At 55.3% G+C, this 20,585-nt stretch carries 21 protein-coding genes and 1 tRNA gene; 9 read left to right on the forward strand and 13 right to left on the reverse strand.

All coding sequences use genetic code 11. The annotated features are described in order from the left end of the window. Window positions 1-23: 23 nt before the first annotated feature. Window positions 24-635: an RdgB/HAM1 family non-canonical purine NTP pyrophosphatase gene (gene rdgB, locus PMIT1303_RS12025; RefSeq protein ID WP_063398871.1), complete on the reverse strand. Its 612-nt coding sequence runs from the start codon at window positions 633-635 to the stop codon at window positions 24-26. Then, on the reverse strand, window positions 632-2,095 hold the full coding sequence (locus tag PMIT1303_RS12030; protein WP_063398872.1) for a phosphoglucomutase/phosphomannomutase family protein: 1,464 nt from the start codon (window positions 2,093-2,095) through the stop codon (window positions 632-634). The genes rdgB and PMIT1303_RS12030 overlap by 4 nt, the downstream gene beginning before the upstream one ends. Before the next feature lie 53 nt (window positions 2,096-2,148). Here PMIT1303_RS12030 and PMIT1303_RS12035 point away from each other — a divergent pair, with 53 nt between their 5' ends. Continuing rightward, a complete protein-coding gene (locus PMIT1303_RS12035) occupies window positions 2,149-3,684 on the forward strand; it encodes a TM0106 family RecB-like putative nuclease (protein WP_063398873.1) in 1,536 nt (511 codons plus the stop codon). Window positions 3,685-3,705: 21 nt separating this feature from the next. Here the strand turns inward: PMIT1303_RS12035 and PMIT1303_RS12040 are convergent, their stop codons facing one another. Then, on the reverse strand, window positions 3,706-4,557 hold the full coding sequence (locus tag PMIT1303_RS12040) for a folate-binding protein YgfZ (RefSeq protein ID WP_063398874.1): 852 nt from the start codon (window positions 4,555-4,557) through the stop codon (window positions 3,706-3,708). After that, window positions 4,554-5,144 carry an orotate phosphoribosyltransferase gene (gene pyrE, locus PMIT1303_RS12045; RefSeq protein ID WP_063398875.1) on the reverse strand — a complete coding sequence of 197 codons (591 nt, stop codon included), beginning with the start codon at window positions 5,142-5,144 and terminating at the stop codon, window positions 4,554-4,556. The genes PMIT1303_RS12040 and pyrE overlap by 4 nt, the downstream gene beginning before the upstream one ends. Here pyrE and PMIT1303_RS12050 point away from each other — a divergent pair. The 5 genes from PMIT1303_RS12050 to PMIT1303_RS12065 all read left to right on the forward strand — a co-directional run bounded on the left by PMIT1303_RS12050 (window position 5,144) and on the right by PMIT1303_RS12065 (window position 9,113). Continuing rightward, window positions 5,144-5,758, forward strand: coding sequence for a hypothetical protein (locus tag PMIT1303_RS12050; protein ID WP_063398997.1), 615 nt, complete (start codon window positions 5,144-5,146; stop codon window positions 5,756-5,758). The two genes, pyrE and PMIT1303_RS12050, sit on opposite strands and share 1 nt — an antisense overlap. A gap of 12 nt (window positions 5,759-5,770) precedes the next feature. Next, window positions 5,771-5,843, forward strand: a tRNA-Ile gene (locus tag PMIT1303_RS13610). Between the two features lie 15 nt (window positions 5,844-5,858). Then, window positions 5,859-7,142 carry a hemolysin family protein gene (locus PMIT1303_RS12055; RefSeq protein WP_063398876.1) on the forward strand — a complete coding sequence of 428 codons (1,284 nt, stop codon included), beginning with the start codon at window positions 5,859-5,861 and terminating at the stop codon, window positions 7,140-7,142. 36 nt (window positions 7,143-7,178) lie between these two features. Beyond that, window positions 7,179-8,183 (forward strand): Gfo/Idh/MocA family protein, encoded by a 1,005-nt coding sequence (locus PMIT1303_RS12060; RefSeq protein WP_041375225.1) that lies wholly within the window; start codon window positions 7,179-7,181, stop codon window positions 8,181-8,183. A 186-nt stretch (window positions 8,184-8,369) separates the two neighbouring features. After that, entirely contained in the window at window positions 8,370-9,113 is a 744-nt protein-coding gene (locus PMIT1303_RS12065; RefSeq protein ID WP_063398877.1) for a WecB/TagA/CpsF family glycosyltransferase, read from the forward strand. A 14-nt stretch (window positions 9,114-9,127) separates the two neighbouring features. Here PMIT1303_RS12065 and PMIT1303_RS12070 read toward each other — a convergent pair whose 3' ends face one another. After that, entirely contained in the window at window positions 9,128-9,271 is a 144-nt protein-coding gene (locus tag PMIT1303_RS12070; RefSeq protein WP_011131230.1) for a photosystem II reaction center protein K, read from the reverse strand. 30 nt (window positions 9,272-9,301) lie between these two features. Further along, the gene (tgt, locus tag PMIT1303_RS12075) at window positions 9,302-10,420 is read right to left on the reverse strand and encodes a tRNA guanosine(34) transglycosylase Tgt (protein WP_063398878.1); all 1,119 of its coding nucleotides are present in this window, start codon (window positions 10,418-10,420) and stop codon (window positions 9,302-9,304) included. A gap of 92 nt (window positions 10,421-10,512) precedes the next feature. Between tgt and cobS the strand changes: the two genes are divergently transcribed. Next, window positions 10,513-11,295, forward strand: a complete 783-nt coding sequence (cobS, locus tag PMIT1303_RS12080) for an adenosylcobinamide-GDP ribazoletransferase (RefSeq protein WP_082824510.1) — start codon at window positions 10,513-10,515, stop codon at window positions 11,293-11,295. Here cobS and PMIT1303_RS12085 read toward each other — a convergent pair. Further along, a complete protein-coding gene (locus PMIT1303_RS12085; protein WP_063398999.1) occupies window positions 11,255-12,394 on the reverse strand; it encodes a sensor histidine kinase KdpD in 1,140 nt (379 codons plus the stop codon). The two genes, cobS and PMIT1303_RS12085, sit on opposite strands and share 41 nt — an antisense overlap. Window positions 12,395-12,824: 430 nt before the next feature. On the opposite strand from PMIT1303_RS12085, the gene PMIT1303_RS12095 reads away from it, so the two are divergent. Continuing rightward, entirely contained in the window at window positions 12,825-13,193 is a 369-nt protein-coding gene (locus tag PMIT1303_RS12095; RefSeq protein ID WP_036913890.1) for a DUF3155 domain-containing protein, read from the forward strand. Between the two features lie 15 nt (window positions 13,194-13,208). Here the strand turns inward: PMIT1303_RS12095 and PMIT1303_RS12100 are convergent, their stop codons facing one another. Then, window positions 13,209-13,814, reverse strand: a complete 606-nt coding sequence (locus PMIT1303_RS12100; protein ID WP_063398880.1) for an alpha/beta hydrolase — start codon at window positions 13,812-13,814, stop codon at window positions 13,209-13,211. Window positions 13,815-13,874: 60 nt separating this feature from the next. Here PMIT1303_RS12100 and purH point away from each other — a divergent pair, with 60 nt between their 5' ends. Next, on the forward strand, window positions 13,875-15,428 hold the full coding sequence (gene purH / locus PMIT1303_RS12105; RefSeq protein WP_063398881.1) for a bifunctional phosphoribosylaminoimidazolecarboxamide formyltransferase/IMP cyclohydrolase: 1,554 nt from the start codon (window positions 13,875-13,877) through the stop codon (window positions 15,426-15,428). 41 nt (window positions 15,429-15,469) lie between these two features. Here the strand turns inward: purH and PMIT1303_RS12110 are convergent, their stop codons facing one another. The 5 genes from PMIT1303_RS12110 to sfsA all read right to left on the reverse strand — a co-directional run bounded on the left by PMIT1303_RS12110 (window position 15,470) and on the right by sfsA (window position 20,541). After that, window positions 15,470-16,033 (reverse strand): DoxX family protein, encoded by a 564-nt coding sequence (locus tag PMIT1303_RS12110; RefSeq protein WP_369818728.1) that lies wholly within the window; start codon window positions 16,031-16,033, stop codon window positions 15,470-15,472. Between the two features lie 70 nt (window positions 16,034-16,103). Further along, window positions 16,104-16,736: a DUF1997 domain-containing protein gene (locus PMIT1303_RS12115; protein ID WP_063398882.1), complete on the reverse strand. Its 633-nt coding sequence runs from the start codon at window positions 16,734-16,736 to the stop codon at window positions 16,104-16,106. Between the two features lie 61 nt (window positions 16,737-16,797). Further along, window positions 16,798-17,994 carry a 4-hydroxy-3-methylbut-2-enyl diphosphate reductase gene (locus PMIT1303_RS12120; protein WP_011827062.1) on the reverse strand — a complete coding sequence of 399 codons (1,197 nt, stop codon included), beginning with the start codon at window positions 17,992-17,994 and terminating at the stop codon, window positions 16,798-16,800. A 107-nt stretch (window positions 17,995-18,101) separates the two neighbouring features. Next, window positions 18,102-19,580, reverse strand: a complete 1,479-nt coding sequence (locus PMIT1303_RS12125) for an ammonium transporter (protein WP_063398883.1) — start codon at window positions 19,578-19,580, stop codon at window positions 18,102-18,104. A gap of 181 nt (window positions 19,581-19,761) precedes the next feature. Beyond that, the gene (gene sfsA / locus PMIT1303_RS12130) at window positions 19,762-20,541 is read right to left on the reverse strand and encodes a DNA/RNA nuclease SfsA (RefSeq protein ID WP_063399000.1); all 780 of its coding nucleotides are present in this window, start codon (window positions 20,539-20,541) and stop codon (window positions 19,762-19,764) included. Between the last annotated feature and the right edge of the window lie 44 nt (window positions 20,542-20,585).

Here is a 20,585-nt window from a genome sequence, read left to right on the forward strand (position 1 = left end):
TTAGCGATTCGGTGGTCTCGCGATTAGGGCTTGTTTTGTTTGTGGAGCAGTTCTTGCAGGGCTGGATCTAACAGGGCAAAGGCGCAACCTCTGTGGCTCCATTGGCGTTTTTGCTCAATAGTCATCTCTGCAAAGGTTGTGCCGGTTGCGTCGACTTCGAAGATCGGGTCATAGCCGAAGCCCTTTTCTCCTCGAGCTGCGTGGGTGATCAAACCTTCGCAGCGGCCTTCGACCTCCAGTAAAACTTCATTCGTCTCAGATGCGATGCAAAGAGCAGCGCTGAAGTGAGCGCGGCGATCATCGATCCCTTTGAGTTCTTGTAGTAGGCGCTCAATCCTTAGGGCATCACTCGCGGCATAGCGGGCTGAATAGACCCCAGGGGCGCCTGCCAGTGCCTCTACGCTGAGTCCGGAGTCGTCTGCGAGGGCCCATTGCCCCGTGGCTTGAGCAACTGTCAAGGCCTTGATGCGTGCATTCTCTGCAAAGGTCTGGCCTATTTCTTCCACGGCAAGATCTTTGGGTTGGGCTTGCACGCTGAGCGGCAGGTGAGCCAGCAACTGACGGAACTCGCGGATTTTGCCAGCATTGCCGCTGGCGATCACCAGCACCCGCTCTGTCAATTCATTGCTGCTCATGTTCGTTCTGCGAGCTGCTTTGCCCAGTTCAGAGCTGCTTTGACGTCTGTCTCGCTGGGAGCTTCGCAGTAGATCCTGAGCAGGGGTTCGGTGCCGGAGAAACGCAGCATCAACCAGTGGCTAGGTCCAAGGCGAAATTTCACGCCATCTGTACGGATCACGGTCTGAACGGGTTGATCAGCAACTGTGGCTGGAGGGGTTTGCTCAAGCAGCGTTTCTAGTCGTTGTCGCGAGTCCATATCAGCAAGGCGTAGATCGAAGCGTTCGTAAAAACTGCTCCCCCTACAACGCTCTTGCAGGGCTTTCATGCGTGCGCCGAGGGGCTGCCCTCCCTCCACAAGTGCTTCCAGTACAAGCAGGGCTGCAAAGAGGGCATCCCTTTCAGGTAGGTGCATTCCGAAGCCCACCCCTCCTGATTCCTCACCTCCCACCAGCACATCGCCGCTGAGCATTTCAGCGGCGATGTATTTGAAACCAACCGGTAGTTCCAGCACCTCCCGGCCTAGATCCTCAGCAACTAGACGCATCAGGTCAGAGCCACTCACGGTTTTTACAACCTTGCCTGGCAGTTGTTTGGCTCGGGCGAGGTGGTCAATCAGGAGGGGCATCAGCAGCTGAGTGCTGCAGAAGTTGCCAGCTTCATCTATGGCTGCAATGCGGTCGCCATCGCCATCGAACACCAGACCCACGGCGGGTTGTCCGGTAGCGCTGGAGGCCTGCACAGCTGCGATCAGCTGGCTCAGATATGGGGCGAGGGGTTCGGGCGGGTTGCCGCCGAACAACGGGTCGCGCTGGGCGCGAATTTCTTGAACCAAGCCCTGGTTGTGCGGGTCCAGTAGCTCTGTAATACAACCCGCTGCTGAACCGTGCATCGGATCGATGATGACCTTGAGCCCCATCTTCTGCAGGCCCTTGATCAGGGACGTTAAATCGAGCTTCTCTCGCAATCCTTCGAGATGCTGCCCACGCCCATCAAATCGCTTGGTAATTCCATTGATGGGTATTGAGATCCCTCCGGCAGCAAGTCGCTGTTCCACCGCTGCGGTGAAAGTGTCTTCCACTGAGCCGCCAAAGGCCCCCTTGATTTTTAGCCCTAACCATTCCGGCGGATTGTGACTGGCTGTCACCACTAAGGCGCCAAGGGCCTGATGTTGAACGACTGCCCAGCTGCAGGCAGGTGTCGGCACAGGCGTTTCGGTGAGTAAGGGCTCCAGCTCACAGCCGCGCACGGCGGCAGCAATGGCCTCTGCCATTTCCGGAGCTAGAAAGCGGCGGTCGTAGCCGATGATCACTGAGCGGCTTTTGAGTTCTGTGGGTGCGCGATAGGCCAGCTCCTGTGCAGCAGCAGCAGCAACTGTTAACAACCTTTCGACTGTGATATCCACGCCGATGACCCCGCGCCAACCGTCGGTACCGAAGTGGATGGGGGCCGCGGCCAGCGGCAGGGGGGCCGATGCCATAAATGATCAACTAATGGACTGGATCTAGCAGGCAGCCGCCGTAACGTCGGCTGATGGGTGCCACCCCTCTCGCTGCCAACGTTCTGACTGATCGCTTGCTGCGTAGTTGGCTGCGCTGTCGTCGTAGGGCTTGGTTAGACCGTTATGGCGATGGAGAGCAACGGCTCTGGACTGCTCACCGCACTCTGCAACTCGATGATCAGCAGCGCAACTTTGTTGCTTTGTTGCCGCGCAAACCATGCAAGGGTCTAGACGGTTGCAGTCAAGGATGCCCAGGGGTGGTGGGGCTGAGGCTTAAGGGGGTTGGTCCTGCGGGGCAGTTATTGGAGGCCCATCCGCCATTGCTGCAGAGGGTCGAGGGGCACAGTCGTTGGGGCGCATTTGCTTACCGACCGGTGCTTGCACGTCAGGGTCGACGCTTGACCAGAGAGCATCGCTTGGCTTTGGCCCTTGCTGGTCGTTTATTGGCACCGCTGCAGTCGGCTCCCGTGCCTGAAGGCTTGGCTTTGGCCGGAGCTGGTCGCAGTCTTCACATGGAACGAGTTTCATTGCTGGGCGGGCTGCCGCGGCAGCTTGATGATGTCCTGGTCAAGTTGGCCGCAGACCTCGAGCTGAGTGAGCCTCCGCCTTTGGTTGCCGATCGGCGCAAGTGCAAGTTGTGTTCCTGGCGAGGTGTTTGCAATGCCGTGGCTTCTGCAGAGGGACATCTCAGTGAGGTGAGCGGTATCGGGACTCGTCGACGGCAGATGCTTCAGGAACTGGGGATCCTTGGTTTGCAGGATTTAGCGGCAGCCGATCCGAATGAGCTCGGAAGTCGTTTGCAACATTTCGGTGAGCAGCACGGGGAAGTGGCTTGTGAGCTTGTCGCGCAGGCCCGAGCTCAGCGGGATGGTCGTTATGAGCGCTTGGACTCCGCATCAGCTTTGCCGGAATTGGCCACTGCCCCTGGCGTGTTGTTGTACGACATCGAATCTGATCCAGATGCTCGCGATGATTTTCTGCATGGTTTTGTCCGGCTGGGCCGCAGGCCAGATGGCAGTTGGGATTTAGAGGGCGCGCAGTATCACCCCTTTTTGGTGCTTTATGAGCACGGCGAGGCACGTTGTTGGCAGCGGTTGCAACGCATGCTGAAGAGTTATCCCGACTGGCCAGTGATGCATTACGGCGAAACGGAGTCTCTGGCTCTTCGCCGTATGGCTCAGCGGCAGGGAGTTGACGCGGCTGAGTTGAGTGCACTGAGCAAGCGCATGATTGATGTGCACGATCGGGTGCGGCGTTCTTGGCGATTGCCTTTAAACAGCTATGGGTTGAAGTGCGTGGCGAGTTGGCTGGGATTTTGTTGGCGTCAGGTGGGGGTCGATGGGGCTCGAGCTCTGCTTTGGTGGCGCCAGTGGCGTGGTTCAGGTCTTCAAGATCGCGGCAGTTCCTATGCCCTGCGTTGGATCTTTGATTACAACCACGATGATTGTCTCGCCACTTGGGCCGTGGCGGCATGGCTGTTAAAGCAAGACGACCTGTTAAAGCAAGACGACCTGTTAAAGCAAGACGACCTGTTAAAGCAAGACGACCTGTTAAAGCAAGACGAGTAGCTGGGCATCGTCAAGCCATGTTCAGTCACTCATGGGTGGAGTCACAAATCCCGTAGGAATGGAGAGGCGCACCCTGGTTGAGTCTTCCGCCAGGCATAGTTCAGCCTCTGTTAGAGCCTTGCGGCGCACCAAGGCCAAGCCATAGCTGCCTCTTGAGTCTTGGTCTTGCATCACTGAAGTAATGACCCCTGCTCGATTGTTGACACCTGCCTCTGGCTCAAGATTGATTAGTTTTTGGCCTACGGCAATCGGGCGGTTGGCTTGCCAGTAGCGCAGTTGTTGTTTGATACCACCGCTGTTGGCCAGCTTGGCCAAGGTTTCCTGCCCCAAGTAACAACCTTTGCTGAGACTCACCCATGCGGTTAGTCCCAGTTCAAACGGGTTTGTATCGCCATTGATTTCACCAGGTTCAAGGGGCAGGCCTTGCTTGAGTCGCCAGCTTTCAATTTGATCTGCACTGGCCTGCTGCATAGCAGCCCAGTGTTTTGGCAGTGGTTCGTCTGGCAGCAGCCAGGTCACCTCAGGAGTTTGCTCCTGTTTGAGTTGGGCCAGTATCTGCAGGCGTCGAATTGGCTTGCTCGGCTTCAGTCGAACCTGGTCTGCAGGGAAGATCACCTGCTCAAAGCCCGTCGCTACGGCGTTGTGATCGCCGGCGAGAACAAGCACATCTGCACCTCTCTCATCCAGACGAATCTCCAACAGCGCCCGCACCCTTCCTGTGGCGGTGAGCCAGCAGCAGCGCAGCAGGGAGCCTGTTTCGGCAGCCAGCAGATCGGCACTGGTCTGGCCGTGAAGAAAGTCTCGACTACCAGAACCCTCCAGCCTCAATAGGGGTTTAAGGGCGTCCCAGCGTTGCTTGCTCGAGCTGCTCATGTCTCCGTCTCCAGCTGTCTGGCCCGCTCAGCGACCTGATTGAGCTGGTACAAACTGACAAGCTCTAACTCAGCAGCATTCAAGGCCTCTTCACCACCTTCTTGTCGATCGACGATCGTGACGACGCGTGTCACCAGATAGCCCGTTTCACGCAGCTGTTGCACGGCTTTGAGTGACGATCCGCCTGTGGTGACAACGTCTTCCAAAACGGTGATGCGTGCACCGCTGGGAGGTAGTGGACCTTCAAGCCAAGCAGCGGTGCCATGGCCTTTGGCTTGCTTTCTTACGATTAGCGCATTGAGAGTGCGTTCCGCTTGTGCTGCTGCCATCGCCACTGCACTCACCAAGGGATCGGCGCCGAGGGTGAGGCCAGCTACAGAAACAGCATCGGGCTCTACATATTTGAGTAACGCCAGGCCTAGCAACGCCAGGCCAGATCCACTGAGGCTGACTGGCTTGCAGTTCACGTAGTGGTTGCTTTGGCGACCAGAGGCCAGGGTGAAGTCTCCATGGCGGTAGGCCTCTCGCGCTAGCCGGTTGAGCAGCTCGTCGCGGCAGGCCTCCGCCGATGGGGGAAGAGGGCTCATTGGGCTGGTGCTTTAAGGATTCATTGCCTAGTTTGCGCGTAGTCGTGTTTTTTGCAGTTATGGCTTGGGTGTCCTTCCATAAGCTAAGGATGCTTGGTTTGGCCCTGGTGACACCATTGGCAGTCACTGGATGGGGTGGCGGTTTGGCCTGGGCGAGGCCTGTGGTTTGCACCACGACTCTTGAAGCACCGGATGCCAACCAGTCGTCGAAGGGCCCTGTAGAGGTGAGCCAATGTGGGCCGCTGGAATCCACTGGTGCCTTAATCGAACGTCGTTTTTACAGTTGGACAGCTCCCTATGCCCGGGGTGTGGATGTGCTTCATCAGCTCACGGATATGCTCGGCATCGCTGTGGCCGGTCAAGAGGGCAATCGCTTGATGGGATTTGGTTTCCCTGATCAGACGATCATCTGGGATAGTTCTGCGGTGCAGAACACCTATCAGGTGCTTCTAGAAGAGCAGAGCCCTTCCCTACCTTGGCGAACTGTTGATATCTCCAGCGGTTTTGACAACAGCCTTGCGGGGGATGTTCCTTCGGAAATTGTCATGGTGGAGGATGGTCCTGAGATGAATGTGGCGCCTGAGGCCTTCACTCCTATCCGTGGCATGTGGTAGATCCGTGATTGAGGGGGTCTAGCAATCTGGTGAATGCAGCGAACTCATAATTCGCCTAAGGCGAGTTCGATCCTCGCGACCCCCATATTTTCTTCATTCAATGAGGTTGCTTTTCCTGGCTGTATTGCTGGTTCTACCGGCTTTTTTCGCGGCTGGAGAGGTTGCCTTGTTGCGGCTGCGGCCTAGTCGAGTTCAGGTTTTAGTGGAAGAGCAGCAGCCCGGAGCTTCCGCCGTGCATCGTCTTCAGCGCCGTTTGAGGAGGGCGTTGATGGTGTCTCAGCTGGGTGGAATGCTGGCGTTGGTAGCCCTGGGCTGGGTTGGCCGTGGTGTTGGACATCGCTGGTGGCCTCTAGCTGATCCTGCTAGTCGCTGGTTGGACGGGGGGCTTTTTCTGCTGCTTGTGGTGTTGGCCACCTTGTTGGCTGGTTTTCTTCCTAAGGCCTGGGTGCTGAATCGTCCGGAGGCTTCAGCTCTAAACCTCGCTCCATTGTTGGAGATGGTGATGCGTGTGCTTGCTCCCCTTTTGGCTCTTCTGGAAGCTGTCGCTTCGATGATGTTACGGCTGGTTGGTTTGAATGCACATTGGGATTCTCTCGTTCCTGCTCTCTCTGCTGGTGAGCTGGAGTCTCTGATCGAAATTGGTGGTGTAACAGGCCTTCGTCCTGATGAGCGCAACATCCTTGAAGGTGTTTTTGCCTTGCGCGACACTCAAGTTAGAGAGGTGATGGTGCCACGTTCTGGCATGGTCACCTTGCCTGTTGGGGTCTGCTTCGCTGAACTGATGAAAGTGGTGCATAGCACCCGCCATGCGCGCTTTCCAGTGATCGGTCAGTCCCTAGATGATGTCAGGGGTGTGCTTGATTTACGTCGGTTGGCGGAACCCATCTCCCTGGGTGCTTTGCAGGCAGAATCTCCGCTTGAACCTTTTTTACAACCAGCTGTAAGGGTTCTTGAGACCAGCACTTTGGCTGAATTGTTGCCGATGATCCGAAGTGGACAGCCCCTACTGCTTGTCGTTGATGAGCATGGCGGTACAGAAGGATTGGTTACAGCTGCCGATCTCACTGGTGAGATCGTGGGCGATGAGCCCCATGCTGACGATGATGAGCCGGATCTTGAGCTGATTGAGGGTCAGTCAGACACATGGATGGTTGCAGGAGATCTTGAGATCATTGAGCTCAATCGACAGCTCAATCTGGACTTGCCTGAAGCTGATGGACACCACACCTTGGCTGGCTTTCTGCTTGAAAAGTTGCAACACATCCCTTCTTCTGGAGAGGCCTTGCGCTGCGATGGTTTGCAGTTCGAGATCGTAACGATGAAGGGTCCTCGTATCGAGCGTGTGCGACTGATTCTTCCCAGTCACGATCACACTGAGGAATGATCGTTGATAATTTCCCCGATGCGCCATGGCCTGCCGATGACCGATCCCATGGTTCCGGTGAAGGTCGGTGTGATCGGGATTGGCAATATGGGTTGGCATCATGCCCGTGTGCTCAGTCTGCTTAAGGATGCGCAGCTGGTGGCAGTCGCTGATCCCGATCCTGAGCGTGGTCAGCTGGCAACTGAACAGTTTGGATGTGATTGGTTTCCTGACTACCACAGCTTGCTAGGCGAGGTCGAAGCCGTCTGCATTGCTGTGCCGACATTGCTCCATCACAAGGTCGGGCAGGCCTGCTTGGAGGCAGGCCTGCATGTGTTAATCGAAAAACCGATTGCGGCCAGTCAGGAGGAGGCATCTGCATTGATTGTGGCGGCTAATAAGGCTGGACGGCTCTTGCAGGTTGGCCATATTGAACGCTTTAACCCTGCCTTTCGAGAGTTGATCAAGGTGGTGGAAAATGAGGAGGTGGTGGTTCTTGAGGCTCGTCGCCATAGCCCCCATGGTGACCGAGCCAATGATGTGTCGGTGGTGCTTGATCTGATGATTCATGACCTCGACTTGGTTCTTGAGCTGGCGGGTGCTCCGGTGGTAGGTCTGGCTGCTGCAGGGGGCCGCACTGCCGAGGGTCCGATCGATTACGTCAATGCCACGCTTGGCTTCAGCAATGGTGTGGTGGCTAGCCTCACGGCTAGCAAGATGAGCCACCGCAAAATTCGCAGTCTCAGTGCTCATTGTCGGGGCAGTCTTGTTGAGACTGATTTCCTTAATCACACCCTGCATATACATCGTCGTGCTCATGAGTGGTATTCAGCCGATCACGGTGAGTTGTTGTATCGCAATGACGGTTTTATCGAAGAGGTCAGCACGACTTCTATTGAGCCTCTCTATGCCGAGTTGGAGCATTTTCTTCAGTGTTTGCGAGGTCGTGAGACACCAGCCGTGGATGGGGAGCAGGCTTCGCGCGCGCTGCGTTTGGCTGACCTGATTGAACATGCCGTCGAACACCCCGGCATGGGGCTTTCCTTGGAGGAGCCCATCTGAGTCGTTAGGAACACATCAGTCCAACCCTCCCGGCCCGGCTTGCACAGGGCTAGCGCTACGTTCTCAGGGGCTTCTTTGCAAATCGGCTGTTGCTCCATTCGCTTGCTTGTGGCGATTGGGCTTTGGACTCCATCGATTGCGTTCAAGGTTTAGAGCACTAAATTTTCAACCTCAGTTGTCTCGCTGATGGAATCAACAAGCACCGCACCGAGCGATCAATACCGTCGAAGTGTTCTAGGTGTGCCAGTGGATGCATGCCGCGATGTTCAGGCTGCGGCGATTGGTTTGCATGCTCGTGGTGGTGGCCAGATCGTCACGCTTAATGCGGAGATGACGATGGCGGCTAGAGAGAATCCGAGGCTAGGTGATGCTATTGCGGCGGCAGATCTAGTCATCCCAGATGGGATTGGCGTGGTTTGGGCGCTCAGGCGTCAGGGAGTTGTGGTGCCGCGCAGCCCTGGAATTGAACTGGCACGTTCGTTACTTGCCTATGCAGAGGCTCATGATTGGAAGGTGGCTCTAGTGGGAGCAACACCGCAGGTCATGGATCGTTTGAGGCAACTCCTGAAGCAAGACCTGCCTGCTCTGCGACTTGTGATGTCTTCGCATGGTTATCAACCCCAAGATGCTTGGCCTGGCCTGGAAGCCAAGTTGAGAGTTTTGCATCCTGATCTTGTGCTTGTGGCACTAGGAGTTCCCCGTCAAGAAACATGGATACCGCGGGTAAGGCGGGCATGCCCAGGCCTCTGGATGGGTGTTGGGGGAAGTTTCGATGTATGGGCTGGCATGAAAAAGCGAGCCCCCCAATGGATGTGTCAGTTAGGGCTCGAATGGCTCTATCGGTTGGGCCAAGAGCCCAGCCGATGGAATCGCTTTCTTTGTCTGCCTACCTTCGTCTGGGAGGTATGGCGTCGAGGAAAAAAGCGTTGATTGAAATGAATGCTTCAGCGGAAGCCCACAGATGCTTGCCATACAAAGACAAGCAGGAAGAAGAAAATGGGGATGAGTGGAAGAACATCCACTGCTGGAGCGTAGGCCTGATAGGCCTCTGGCAGTTGGGCCATCAGATCGAGAGTGAAGGCTGCCATCCCTAGTTGCTCAGCTGCGTTTCATGGACGTTACCACGTGTGATGTGCTGCTGAGTCCGGTTGCCAAGGAGCGAAATCCTCTGAAAAACAGTCATCTTGAATTGCCTGGCTAATAGCTGAGGTGAATCTGATCAGCTGGGTGAGGTTGTGCAGGCTTAGAAGCGTGAGCCCTAGGAGCTCCTCGTTGCGAATTAAGTGATGCAGATAAGCCCGGCTGTGATGGCGGCAGGCTGTACAGGTACAGCTTTGATCTAGGGGTGTGTGATCTTCACGAAAGCGGGCATTGCGTAAATTCCAGCGCTCGCCAGCGACAAGTGCTGTGCCATGTCTTCCCAGGCGGGTAGGCAGCACACAGTCGAATAGATCGATACCGCTGGCAACTGCAATCGCTATTTCTCGCAGGGTGCCAATCCCCATCAGATAGCGGGGGCGATCCTGGGGAAGCAGAGGAGAAACCTGGCGCACGATGCGCTGAATGTCTTCAACCGGTTCACCCACGCTGACGCCACCGATGGCGATGCCAGGCAAATCAAAGCTGGCCACGATTTGAGCACTTTGCTCTCTGAGGTGGGGAAAACATCCTCCCTGAACAATGCCGAATAGGGCTTGATTTGCGTCTTGATGGGTGTTCGAGCAGCGTTCCAGCCATGCATGGGTGCGCTTACAGGCAGCCTCCACATCGCTTTCGCTGGCTGGGTATGGGGGGCATTGGTCGAAGGCCATAGCGACATCAGCGCCAAGGGCCATTTGAATTTCGATGGCGCGTTCTGGCGTGAGTTCAATCTGGCTGCCATTACGAGGGTTGCGAAAAACGACCCCGTGATCATCAATACGATTCAGGTCTGCCAGGCTGAAAATCTGAAAGCCACCTGAGTCGGTAAGCAGTGGGCGGTCCCAGCCCATGAAGCGATGCAGGCCACCGGCATCGGCCACGATCCCCTCGCCTGGTTGAAGATGGAGGTGATAGGTGTTGGCTAACACCATCTGAGCTCCGGTGTCTGCCAGTTGAGTGGCTGTGATGCCTTTCACCGTTGCCAACGTGCCCACAGGCATGAAACGAGGTGTGTTGACAGAACCATGAGGAGTGCGGAAGCAGCCAACGCGAGCACGTGTGTGTGAACAGTGGGCGTTGATCTGAAAATCAAACACGGCTAGTGCTAAGGCGATACTCCAGCGCCAGAGGGCACCAGGCCGATCATGACCCTACGTTGGGCTTTGCCTTTGACTGGAGGTTGGAGATCTTGCGCGCTCCCCTTTGGCTCCGGGATTTGGCTGGAGCATGGATCTTCTACTCCGTATTGCCTGCTTGGCCAGGGCTGAAGCCACGTTTTGAACGGATTGCTCGCTTTGCTCCTTGGATCGGATTGGTGCTGGGAGGACTGCAGTCTTCCCTTTGGCTTGTCTTGATCCGTGCCGATTGGCCAACCTCGGCAGTGGCACTTTTGGTCATCGGGCTGGGTGCCTGGCTTTCGGGTGGTCTTCACCTTGATGGGTTGATGGACACGGCCGATGGTCTGGCGGCTGGTCGTGAGCGCTGTTTGCAGGCTATGGACGACAGCTGTGTTGGAGCTAGTGGCGTCCAGGCTCTGCTTGTGGTGGTGTTACTTCAGATTGCAGCCCTACTTCGGCTTGGTTCTCTAGCCCCTTTGGCTTTGCTGATTGCTGCCTTTTGGGGGCGTTGTGCGCCGCTTTGGGCCATGGCGCGCTTCTTTTACTTGCGTGAGGGGCAGGCTGGCAGCGCATCCTTTCATCGTCGTTATCGCAAGGGATGGCAGGAAGCATTACCAGCATGCTTAGTGCTGCTTTTGGCATTAACGGTTGTCCCTTCACTCATGATCGTGGGGTGGCCCAGTCAGATGGTTTTGATGGCAGGAATTGGTGTGGGTGTCTTGCCGGCGTTTTTAGTACCTGAACTGCTTGGACGTCGTCTTGGTGGGCATAGCGGGGATTCTTATGGCGCTTCAGTCGTGCTAGTGGAAACAATCACGCTTCTGTTGCTGGCGGTGTTACTGCCGGCAGGCTGAGCAGAAAGGCATTGCCTTCGCTGGGAAGGGCTGGATCAAGGTTCGCTGGAGAGGTGATCAGTTGCAGCGAACCTCCCAAATCTTCAGCCAGTTGGCGTCCCAGGGCGAGGCCAAGGCCGCTGCCGGGGCGATCGCCACTGCTCTGGCCTCGAATGCCTCTGCTGAAGATGCGCTCACGCTCTTGCTTGTTGATGGGTTCACCTCCATCCCAGACGCATACTCCGTTTTGTTGCAGGCAAAGGCCGATAGGGCGGCCTGCAGGGCTATAGCGGAAAGCATTCTCCAGCAGGTTGGCCACGATTTCAGCGACCACTCCATCTCCTGAAGGACGTAGCTCTTCAGTCCAGGCAGGCCATTGGCTGGGTCCATGCCAAGGGCGTTTTTGCAAGGCTGATGTGGCTATGGCGCGTTCGATCAGTGGTGTTAGTAAGGATCTGATAGTGAGATCAGTGGCTTGTGGCAGTAATGGAGGCAGCAGCAATGGGGCCTTGATGCTTGGTTCGATGGGCAGATTGTCCTGGCCGATCTGGTCGAGGCTGGAGATATAGCGATCGAGTTGTGCTTGCTCGCTCAGCAGACCCTTGATCAAGGTGCGGTGACGACTATCGGGCTCTAGGCGCTTCATCAAGAGTTGGGCATAGGTTCGAAGCGCGGCTAGCGGATTGCGCAGTTGATGCACCATCAGGCTGATTTGTTCCCGTTGCTCGGCGAGCTCATCAAGCAGCCTGGCGCGCTCAAGCTCAAGACTGAGGCAATGGGTGATGGCACTCGCAGTAGCAAGCAGCCGTCGGTCTAGGCGGGTGGGCCAGGATGACGAAGAGAGGGGTTTTTCGGCTCTGAGTACTCCAAGCAAGATCGTTCCTTCTTGAAGCGGGTACCAGCGTCGATCAGGAGAGGGTGCACGAAGCTCAGGGTCTGCCTCTACAGGTGGCAGGGATTTGTTCCCTGTGGCGGGCCACTGACTTACTGCTTCCAGGCTGGGGGCGCGCCCGTCTCTTGCTTGAGCGATATAGACCACAAGTTTCTCTAGTGGAGCCTCTGCTTCGAAGCTGTTGAGTTGTTGCTTCACCAGATTGAGGAAGCGGTTTGACAGCTTCATGGCGACCGATGTGCCTCTGGACACCGACACCCAGAGGCTGATATGAATTGCACCTTGAAAATTCTGAAAAAAGTATTAAAATTTGAGAGTCGATTGGCTGGAAAGCCTCGCCCAGAGGCTGTAGCTCAAAGTCGGACAAGGTAGAGGTTGCACAAATTGTGTCACCAAAGCCACAGCAGAGGTTGCACAAATCGTGTCACCAAAGCTACAGCAGAGGTAGATGCGTCCTCTGTTGGATCCTCGGCCTCGGCCGGTCATGTTGAAAGTGATCCCTCAGGGTGTTGTGGCTGTGCTGCGATGCCCCGAGTATGGCTTGCTGACATTTGGGCATCGCCAAGCTCTTGCATCTTGTTTGAGCACCATCTGCTGGACGGTTCTAAGCCGCCCCGTTCCCCTCTCCATCGCACTCCTATACAGGAGTTTCCCGTTTATGTCTAAGAAGCGCAAGCGGATCAGCCGCAGACGACTGGCTGGTCAACGGGTGTTGGCTCATGTGCCTACTTTCCATCTCGAAACCGGTGAGTACAAGCCTGTGACGGCAGCTCGTCGCTATATCGCGGAATCTGGTTTGATCTCACCGGCGATCCTGAATGTTCGTCGTAACGAGCACACCACTGATCGCTTTTTCTGGGGCGAGAAAGGCTTGTTTAGTGCTCAGTACGCTGAAGAGAATCATTTTCTCTTCCCCTCTTTGCGCTTGATCGTTGACTCCGTTGGGGAAGAGACCATGTTTGAAGGTCTTGAACTGACTTCCGACGACTGGGAGGAGATCGAGGAGTACGAGTACGCCTTCGTTTGAAGAGATCGGGATTGATTAGTGGAACCAGGAGATCAGAGCTTGCTGAATCCGGGGGATTAGTTCTCCCGGAATGCAGTGGCCACCTTCGAAGCTCACCAATGCAGTCTCCAATCCGCTTGTTTTTAGGCTTTTGAGGAGTTGTTCAGAGGCGGCGTAGGGAACTACGTCGTCTTGGCGCCCATGCAGGAGAAGCACCGCGGGGCGAATGCTTGGAGCTACCCAATTTGGATGTGGGTATGCACTGCAGCCGATTAGGCCTGCTAGAGGTAGATCACAACCACTGGCGAGGGCCATTGCTCCCCCTTGGGAGAAACCCAGCAGAGCCGTTCTTTGTAGAGGAATTTCTGGGGTTTCTAGGGCTTTCAAGCGAGCCTGAAGTTGAGAGATCGCATCAGGAACGGCTGCCCAGTCGCTTGGAAAGAGTCCATACCATTGCCGGCCCAGACCTTGAGGATGACTTTGTTGTGCTCGTAGAGCCACTAGTTCTACGGGAGGCTCGATGGCTTGGCAGAGCTCTCGGCCAAGGGGCATCAGATCGTCTGCATCTGCACCCCAGCCATGCAGCAGCACCAGCCTGTAGTAAGCACCTTTGGGAATGTCGCGGAGAAGGTTGTCGCTCACGGCAGGGGTTGTATCGCTGCTGCGTAGGTTGGCCCACGGAATGCTTTCGTCTCTGCTGCCATGGCTCCCATCGCCTTGTTGAGCGTTTCAAACAAACATGGGATTGTGCCTCTAGCGGAATCCTTGCATCGCATGCATGGGTTTCAGCTGCTTTCCAGTGGTGGCACAGCCAAAGTGCTGGAGGATGCCGGTCTGCCCGTGACGCGGGTTGCTGAGCACACAGGTGCTGCGGAAATTCTTGGAGGACGGGTGAAGACTCTGCACCCTCGTGTCCATGGAGGCATCTTGGCGATGCGGGGCGACCCTGATCATGAGGTCGATCTGGAGCAGCATCAGATCCCTCCTATTGATGTGGTGGTGGTGAACCTTTACCCGTTTCGGGAAACAGTGGCTAATCCGCAGGTGAGTTGGGAAACCGCAATTGAGAATATTGATATCGGTGGCCCCGCCATGGTGCGAGCGGCGGCCAAGAACCATGCGCATGTGGCTGTGCTCACGAGGCCGGATCAGTACGACAGATTCCTAGTGGCTTTAAGTGATGGTGTCGATGGCCAGCTCCGTCGTGAGCTGGCCCTTGAAGCCTTTGAGCACACCGCTGCCTATGACGTGGCCATCAGCCATTGGATGGGCGAGCGGCTGACCGAGCAAGCTTCCCAATGGCTTGAGGCTATTCCCCTTAGGCAGAGGCTGCGCTATGGCGAGAATCCCCATCAGCAGGCGGCTTGGTACAGCGCTCCGAAGCAGGGGTGGGGTGGTGCCATTCAGCTGCAGGGCAAGGAGCTCAGTACCAACAATTTGCTTGATTTGGAAGCTGCCCTGGCCACTGTTCGGGAGTTTGGATATGGCACGGATGGGGCTCATCAAGCTGTTCAAGATGCTGCCGTGGTGGTTAAGCACACCAACCCTTGTGGTGTCGCGATTGGCACTGGCGTGGCGTCGGCCTTAAGCCGTGCCTTGGATGCAGATCGGCTGAGTGCATTTGGAGGGATCGTGGCTCTGAATGGATTGGTGGATGCCACGACTGCTCGGGAGCTCACCAGTTTGTTCTTGGAATGTGTTGTGGCACCAGGCTTTGAACCAGAAGCTCGGGAAATCCTTGCCAGCAAGGCCAACTTACGTTTGTTGGAATTGGCTCCAGGTGCCGTTGATGCAGCTGGTCGTGATCACATTCGCACCATCCTCGGCGGGGTGTTGGTGCAGGACCAAGACGATCAATCAATCGATACCACCAGTTGGACTGTGGCCAGCAAACGCTCGCCTACTGCTGAAGAAAACGATGATCTCACCTTTGCGTGGCGCCTGGTGAGACATGTGCGCTCTAACGCCATCGTGGTGGCTCGTGCTGGCCAGAGTCTCGGCGTTGGAGCGGGCCAGATGAACCGGGTCGGCTCGGCGCGACTAGCCCTTGAGGCAGCTGGCGATCAAGCCAGGGGAGCTGTTTTGGCTAGTGATGGCTTCTTCCCCTTTGACGACACGGTGCGCTTGGCGGCTAACCATGGCATCTGTGCCGTAATCCAGCCTGGTGGGAGCAAGCGTGATGCAGACTCAATCGCTGTTTGCGATGACTTTGGTCTGGCAATGGTGTTGACGGGAAAGCGCCACTTCTTGCATTAAGTTAGTAATAATCAAAGTTAATATAGAGCTGCTTTGTTGCCCTATATTTTGACTTTATTGATTTCCTTGATGAGTTTCATTCTGACTGAATTTGCTTTGGCTTTGTTCCTTGCTGCCAGTGAAATTCGCCCTGGCCCTGCACAAAGTAAGTAAAAGAAAGTAGTTGCATAAACACCAGACAATTCAAAGGCATAGCTATGGTTTTCGACCACGGCGAAGGGGAAGCCTTGCAGGCCAGTATCAAATAAGTGGTATGTAATGGCAAAAGCCATTGTCGATAGCAGGCCAAGCGCACAGAACCTAGTAGCAAGTCCGAATGCGATTCCAATTGGACAAATGATTTCTGTTAAAGCTGCTGCATAGGTCCAGAGCAGAGGGTCGCCTGGTAAGAAGTCAAGGTGTTGGCCGATGACAAATTCCGAGAATCCTTCTGGATTTTGGAGCTTCTCTAGTCCGTTGTGGACCATCAAAATGCTGATCCCCAGCCGGAGTATGAGAATCCCAAATTCGGAGAAGTAGTTAATCGATTCTGACGATGTACTGGCTTGAGGTCCTAGATCAGAGTCAGAGCCCTTTGCTTTAGGGGTTTCGGAGCCGGCCATCATCACCAGGGATTGCAGACCAGCAGTTTAGAGAATGGGTTTGCAGATCAAGGCGATGACAGGGTTGACCTGCTCAGAAAGCTGCATGGCGACGTGGTGGGCAGGTCAGTCCATGGGTGGCATGGAAGTCTTCTTGAACCTTCCAGGTGAGTCGTCGAGAGATTTGTCGCACGATTTGCCTCAGCAGCTGGTCACCACTTGTCTGTACAAGACCATCCGGTAGCAGGGTGATCACTTTCGGTAGTTGGATCCACACCGAAAGATCCAAATCCCAGTTCACGATGGTGGTTTGTTGGACAGTATTGCTGGCTTCTGTTTCTGATGGCTCAAGTTTCAGCCCAGCCTTGAAGTCCACATCGTAGTGATCACAAAGGGGCTGATCTTGATGCGTTAGGTCCACATTGATGATTTGGTAGAGCCCTTGCTGCTGGGGAAGCAGCTTTAGGCCAATGCAAGGCTCCACTTCAAAGCCAAAATTGCCGAATCGACCAAGGGTGAGGAGATAGGACTGATCATCGAGGGCCTTGACCTCCATGGGTGCAGCACAGCGTTGAAACCAGCCTTGATGGTGGTCAAGATATTCCGCCACGTTTTTTAGCGGCGCAAGCATCTCCATGCGATCGGAAAAATGACTTCGATAGCAACGGACTTGTGAGTTGTTGCTGAGGCGCAGGTATTGGTCGGCAGGTATCGACAAGGGCGGCACGGATGGTCATCCCTGGCTGGGTTAGCCGGGGATATTAACAAATGTAAAGCCAGGCTGTTGCTCAGTCGGAGGTTAGGTCGATCAGCTTCTGAATCACATGTTCAACCACTCGATCGGGTGTTGAGGCTCCGGAGGTGATCCCAACATTCACGCTGCCAGCAGGTAGAAAATTACTTTCGATGAACAGATCTTCTCCCAGTGGCTTGTGTTGGATGCTGTTGTTATCACCAATACGTTCTGGGGTATCGATGTGGAAGGATCGGATTCCTCGGCTGATGGCGATTTCCTGTAGGTGAGTGGTGTTGGATGAGTTGAAACCACCAATCACCACGAGTAGATCTAGAGGTTCATCAACTAGCGAGAACATTGCTTGTTGCCGTTCTTCTGTGGCGTCACAGATGGTGTTGAAGGAAAGGAAATGTTTATTGAGCTCTATTGGGCCATATTTTCTGAGCATGGTGCGCTCGAATAAACGACCGATTTCCTCAGTTTCACTTTTCAGCATGGTGGTCTGATTGGCTACCCCAAGGCGTTGGAGATCTTGATCTGGGTCAAAGTTTGCAGAGCATGCCTTGGCAAAGCGTTTCATGAACGCAGCACGATCTCCTTGGCCCAGGATGTAATCGGCGACTAGTTGGGCTTCATCAAGGTCTAAAACAACTAAATAGGTCCCTGCAAAGGAGCTGGTGGCCAAGGTTTCTTCATGCTTCACCTTGCCATGAATAATTGAGGTGAATTCTTGCTTCTTATGTTTCTCCACGGTGTGCCACACCTTGGAAACCCATGGACAAGTGGTGTCGATGATGTGACAGCCACGCTCATGAAGTAGCTCCATCTCCTGAACAGTGGCACCGAAGGCGGGCAGGATCACTACATCGCCGTCACTGACGCAGGAAAAATCTTTGACACCTCCTTCAGCGTGGATGAACAGCACGTCCATTTCGCGTAAGTGTTCATTCACTGAAGGGTTGTGAATAATTTCGTTAGTAATCCAAATGCGCTCGCTTGGGTAGTGCCTACGGGTTTCATAAGCCATCGCAACTGCTCGCTCTACTCCCCAGCAGAAACCAAAGGCCTCAGCCAATTTCACCTGAAGTCGGCCATGTTGAAGCACATACCCGTTGTCTCGGATCGAGCCAATGAGGCTGCTTTGGTAGGCCTTCTCAAGGTTGCTGGCGACTTCGTTGGCTCGCCCGAAGCCCCTACGGTTGTAACGCTCAGAGTGGTGTAGAGAGCGTTTGAAAGCTTGTGTATCCATCGTGGCAGCCGCAATCTCCTGACTCTATGGGCAGCTCAACACTTTTGAAGCATAAAAAAGCCCGGCACTGGGTCGGGCTTGATGGGATTCAGGTTGTTGATCAGGCTTTAGTTGCCGGCTGAGGCGAAGTCGGGATAAGCCTCCATACCGTGTTCACCGATATCAAGACCTTCGATTTCCTCTGCTTCTGTTACGCGGATCCCGCCAAACAGTGCTCCGATGACAGACCAGGCAATCCAACAGGTCACCACGGTCCAGATGGCGTAGGCAGCGCAGCCGACAAATTGAGCCCAAAGCTGACTTGCGCCACCCCCAACGAATAGCCCAAGGGCGGAACCATCACCTTGGATGTCAAAGCCCCATAGGCCGATCACGAGGGTTCCCCAGATGCCACAGACGCCGTGGACCGAGAAAGCCCCAACTGGATCGTCGATGCCTAAAGAGTCAAGGGCTGAGACCGCGAACACCACAATGACACCACCGATTAGGCCTGCAACCCAGGCCCCTACCAGCGTGAGATTGCCACAACCCGCTGTAATGCTCACTAGGCCGGCAAGGATGCCGTTGATGATCATCGTTAGATCAGGCTTGCCGGAGTAGAGGGTGGAAATGACCGTTGCGCCGATGGCGCCACCTGCAGCCGCGAGTGTGGTTGTTACAGCGACGTAGGGGACCCATTGATCCATGGCGAGCTGAGAGCCGGGATTGAAGCCATACCAGCCGATCCAGAGGATTAGGGCGCCAAGGGTGGCGATGGACATGTTGTGACCTGGAATCGCTTGGGCCTTGCCACCGACAAATTTGCCGATGCGCGGACCGAGCAGCATTGCTCCCACCAGACCTGCCCAGGCACCGACGGAGTGAACGATCGAGGAGCCTGCGAAATCAATGAATTCAACGCCTTCGCCAAAGGCAGTGTTGAGCCAGCCCCCGTTCCATTCCCAGCTGCCGGCGATTGGGTAAATGAAACCAGTTAGCACTAGGGAGAACACCACGAACTCGCCGAACTTGACGCGCTCTGCAACGAGTCCTGAGACGATGGTGGCAGCGGTGCCTGCAAAGGCTGCTTGGAAGAGGAAGTCGACGCTCGGGACAAGACCTCCTTCGCTGATCAGTTCAGGGGTTACAGCAGGATCAAAGAACAGGCCGTTGAAATAGAGCCATCCTGCTGAAACAGGATCGCCGTACATCAGCGAATAGCCGATGAACCAGTAAGCCGTTACCGCTAGGGCAAAGACAAATAGGTTTTTGGCGAGGATGTTGACCGCGTTTTTTTGACGACACATTCCTGCTTCGACCATCGCGAAGCCGGCATTCATGAAGATCACCAGAATCGTTGCAACCAGAAGCCAGAGATTGTTGGCTAGGAAGGCAGCATTCAGTTCTGGCATCTCGGCGGCATGGGCCGAGAGGTTGAAGAGTCCTAGGCCGAAGAGAGCCAAGGGCACGCAAGCCAGCCAAGTCAGTGAGCGATTGGAGCTGAAGCCACGGATGCTGCGCAGGAGGAGCATTGGCCCCTCCAGGAGACTGGTCTCCTGGAGGCGTACCGTGCGCCGCCTGGAGGGCGGAAGCGGAGCAGTTGTCATTGGAAGAAGCAGATCTGCAAAACGAGCTGGAAGCCTTTGTGATAGCTCAAAGGTGAAACTTGCTCAACTTGGAATTTTTTTATGTTCAGCTTGATACGAAATATGGGATTGGTGGACGCTTTTAGGTCTATTTGCGGGGGTGAAAGTTCATTTTGTTACATCTGGAGCTCTGTTTGCTGTGTCAACTCTGTGTCGTCTTGGTAGGCCTAAGGCCTTCCCAGGTGATCTTGTCGCGGTGAAATCCGAAGCAACATGGAATGACTTCCACGCCAGCTGTAAGAGCCAGGCGAAAGAGTTCGCCATAGCGAGGGTCTGCGCTATCCCCTGGGGCGAACGCTTGCACATCGTGGCGGCTGAGGCAGGGCACCAAGACTGCTCTGGATTCTGGAAGTACACCGATTAGCTCTTTGAGATGTTTTTGCCCTCGTTCTGTCACCGTGTCGGGGAAGAGGGCTAAGGAGTGTTCGATCCAGGTGGTGTTCTTGACCTCTAAGTAAATGGGTCTGGTGTCCGAGCAATTGGCATCAGGGGTTAACAGCAGGTCAATCCGGCTGCGTCGGTTGCTTCCATAAGTCACTTCCGGACGGATTGCTGCGATCGGACCAAGCACTTGCTTGAGGTGTCCGGCTTCAATCGCGGCTCTGATCAGGCTATTGGCCAAGGCTGTGTTGATACCCACCCAGCAGAGGCCGCCCTGGGCGCTGGGTGCCTCAGCTTGCTCCCATGTCCAGGCCAACTTGCGCTTGGGAGAAGGCGCATGGCGGAGGCGCACTCTGCCTCCAGGATGAAGAACACCAGTCATCGGGCCTGTGTTGGCGCAGTGGGCTGTCACGATTTCGCCGCTGACTAGCTCCACATCGGCAAGGAAGCGCTTGTAGCGCTTCACCAATACTCCTTCCTCGAGTGGTGGGAATGTGAGCAGTGGACTCCCTAACGATCCTTTCGGGATGGCCTCGGTCATGGGGATGCTTGCAGGGCTTGAGAATGCTGCTAAATGATCAGATG

It is taken from the genome of Prochlorococcus sp. MIT 1303, assembly GCF_001631965.1.
GTDB lineage: Bacteria > Cyanobacteriota > Cyanobacteriia > PCC-6307 > Cyanobiaceae > Prochlorococcus > Prochlorococcus marinus_D.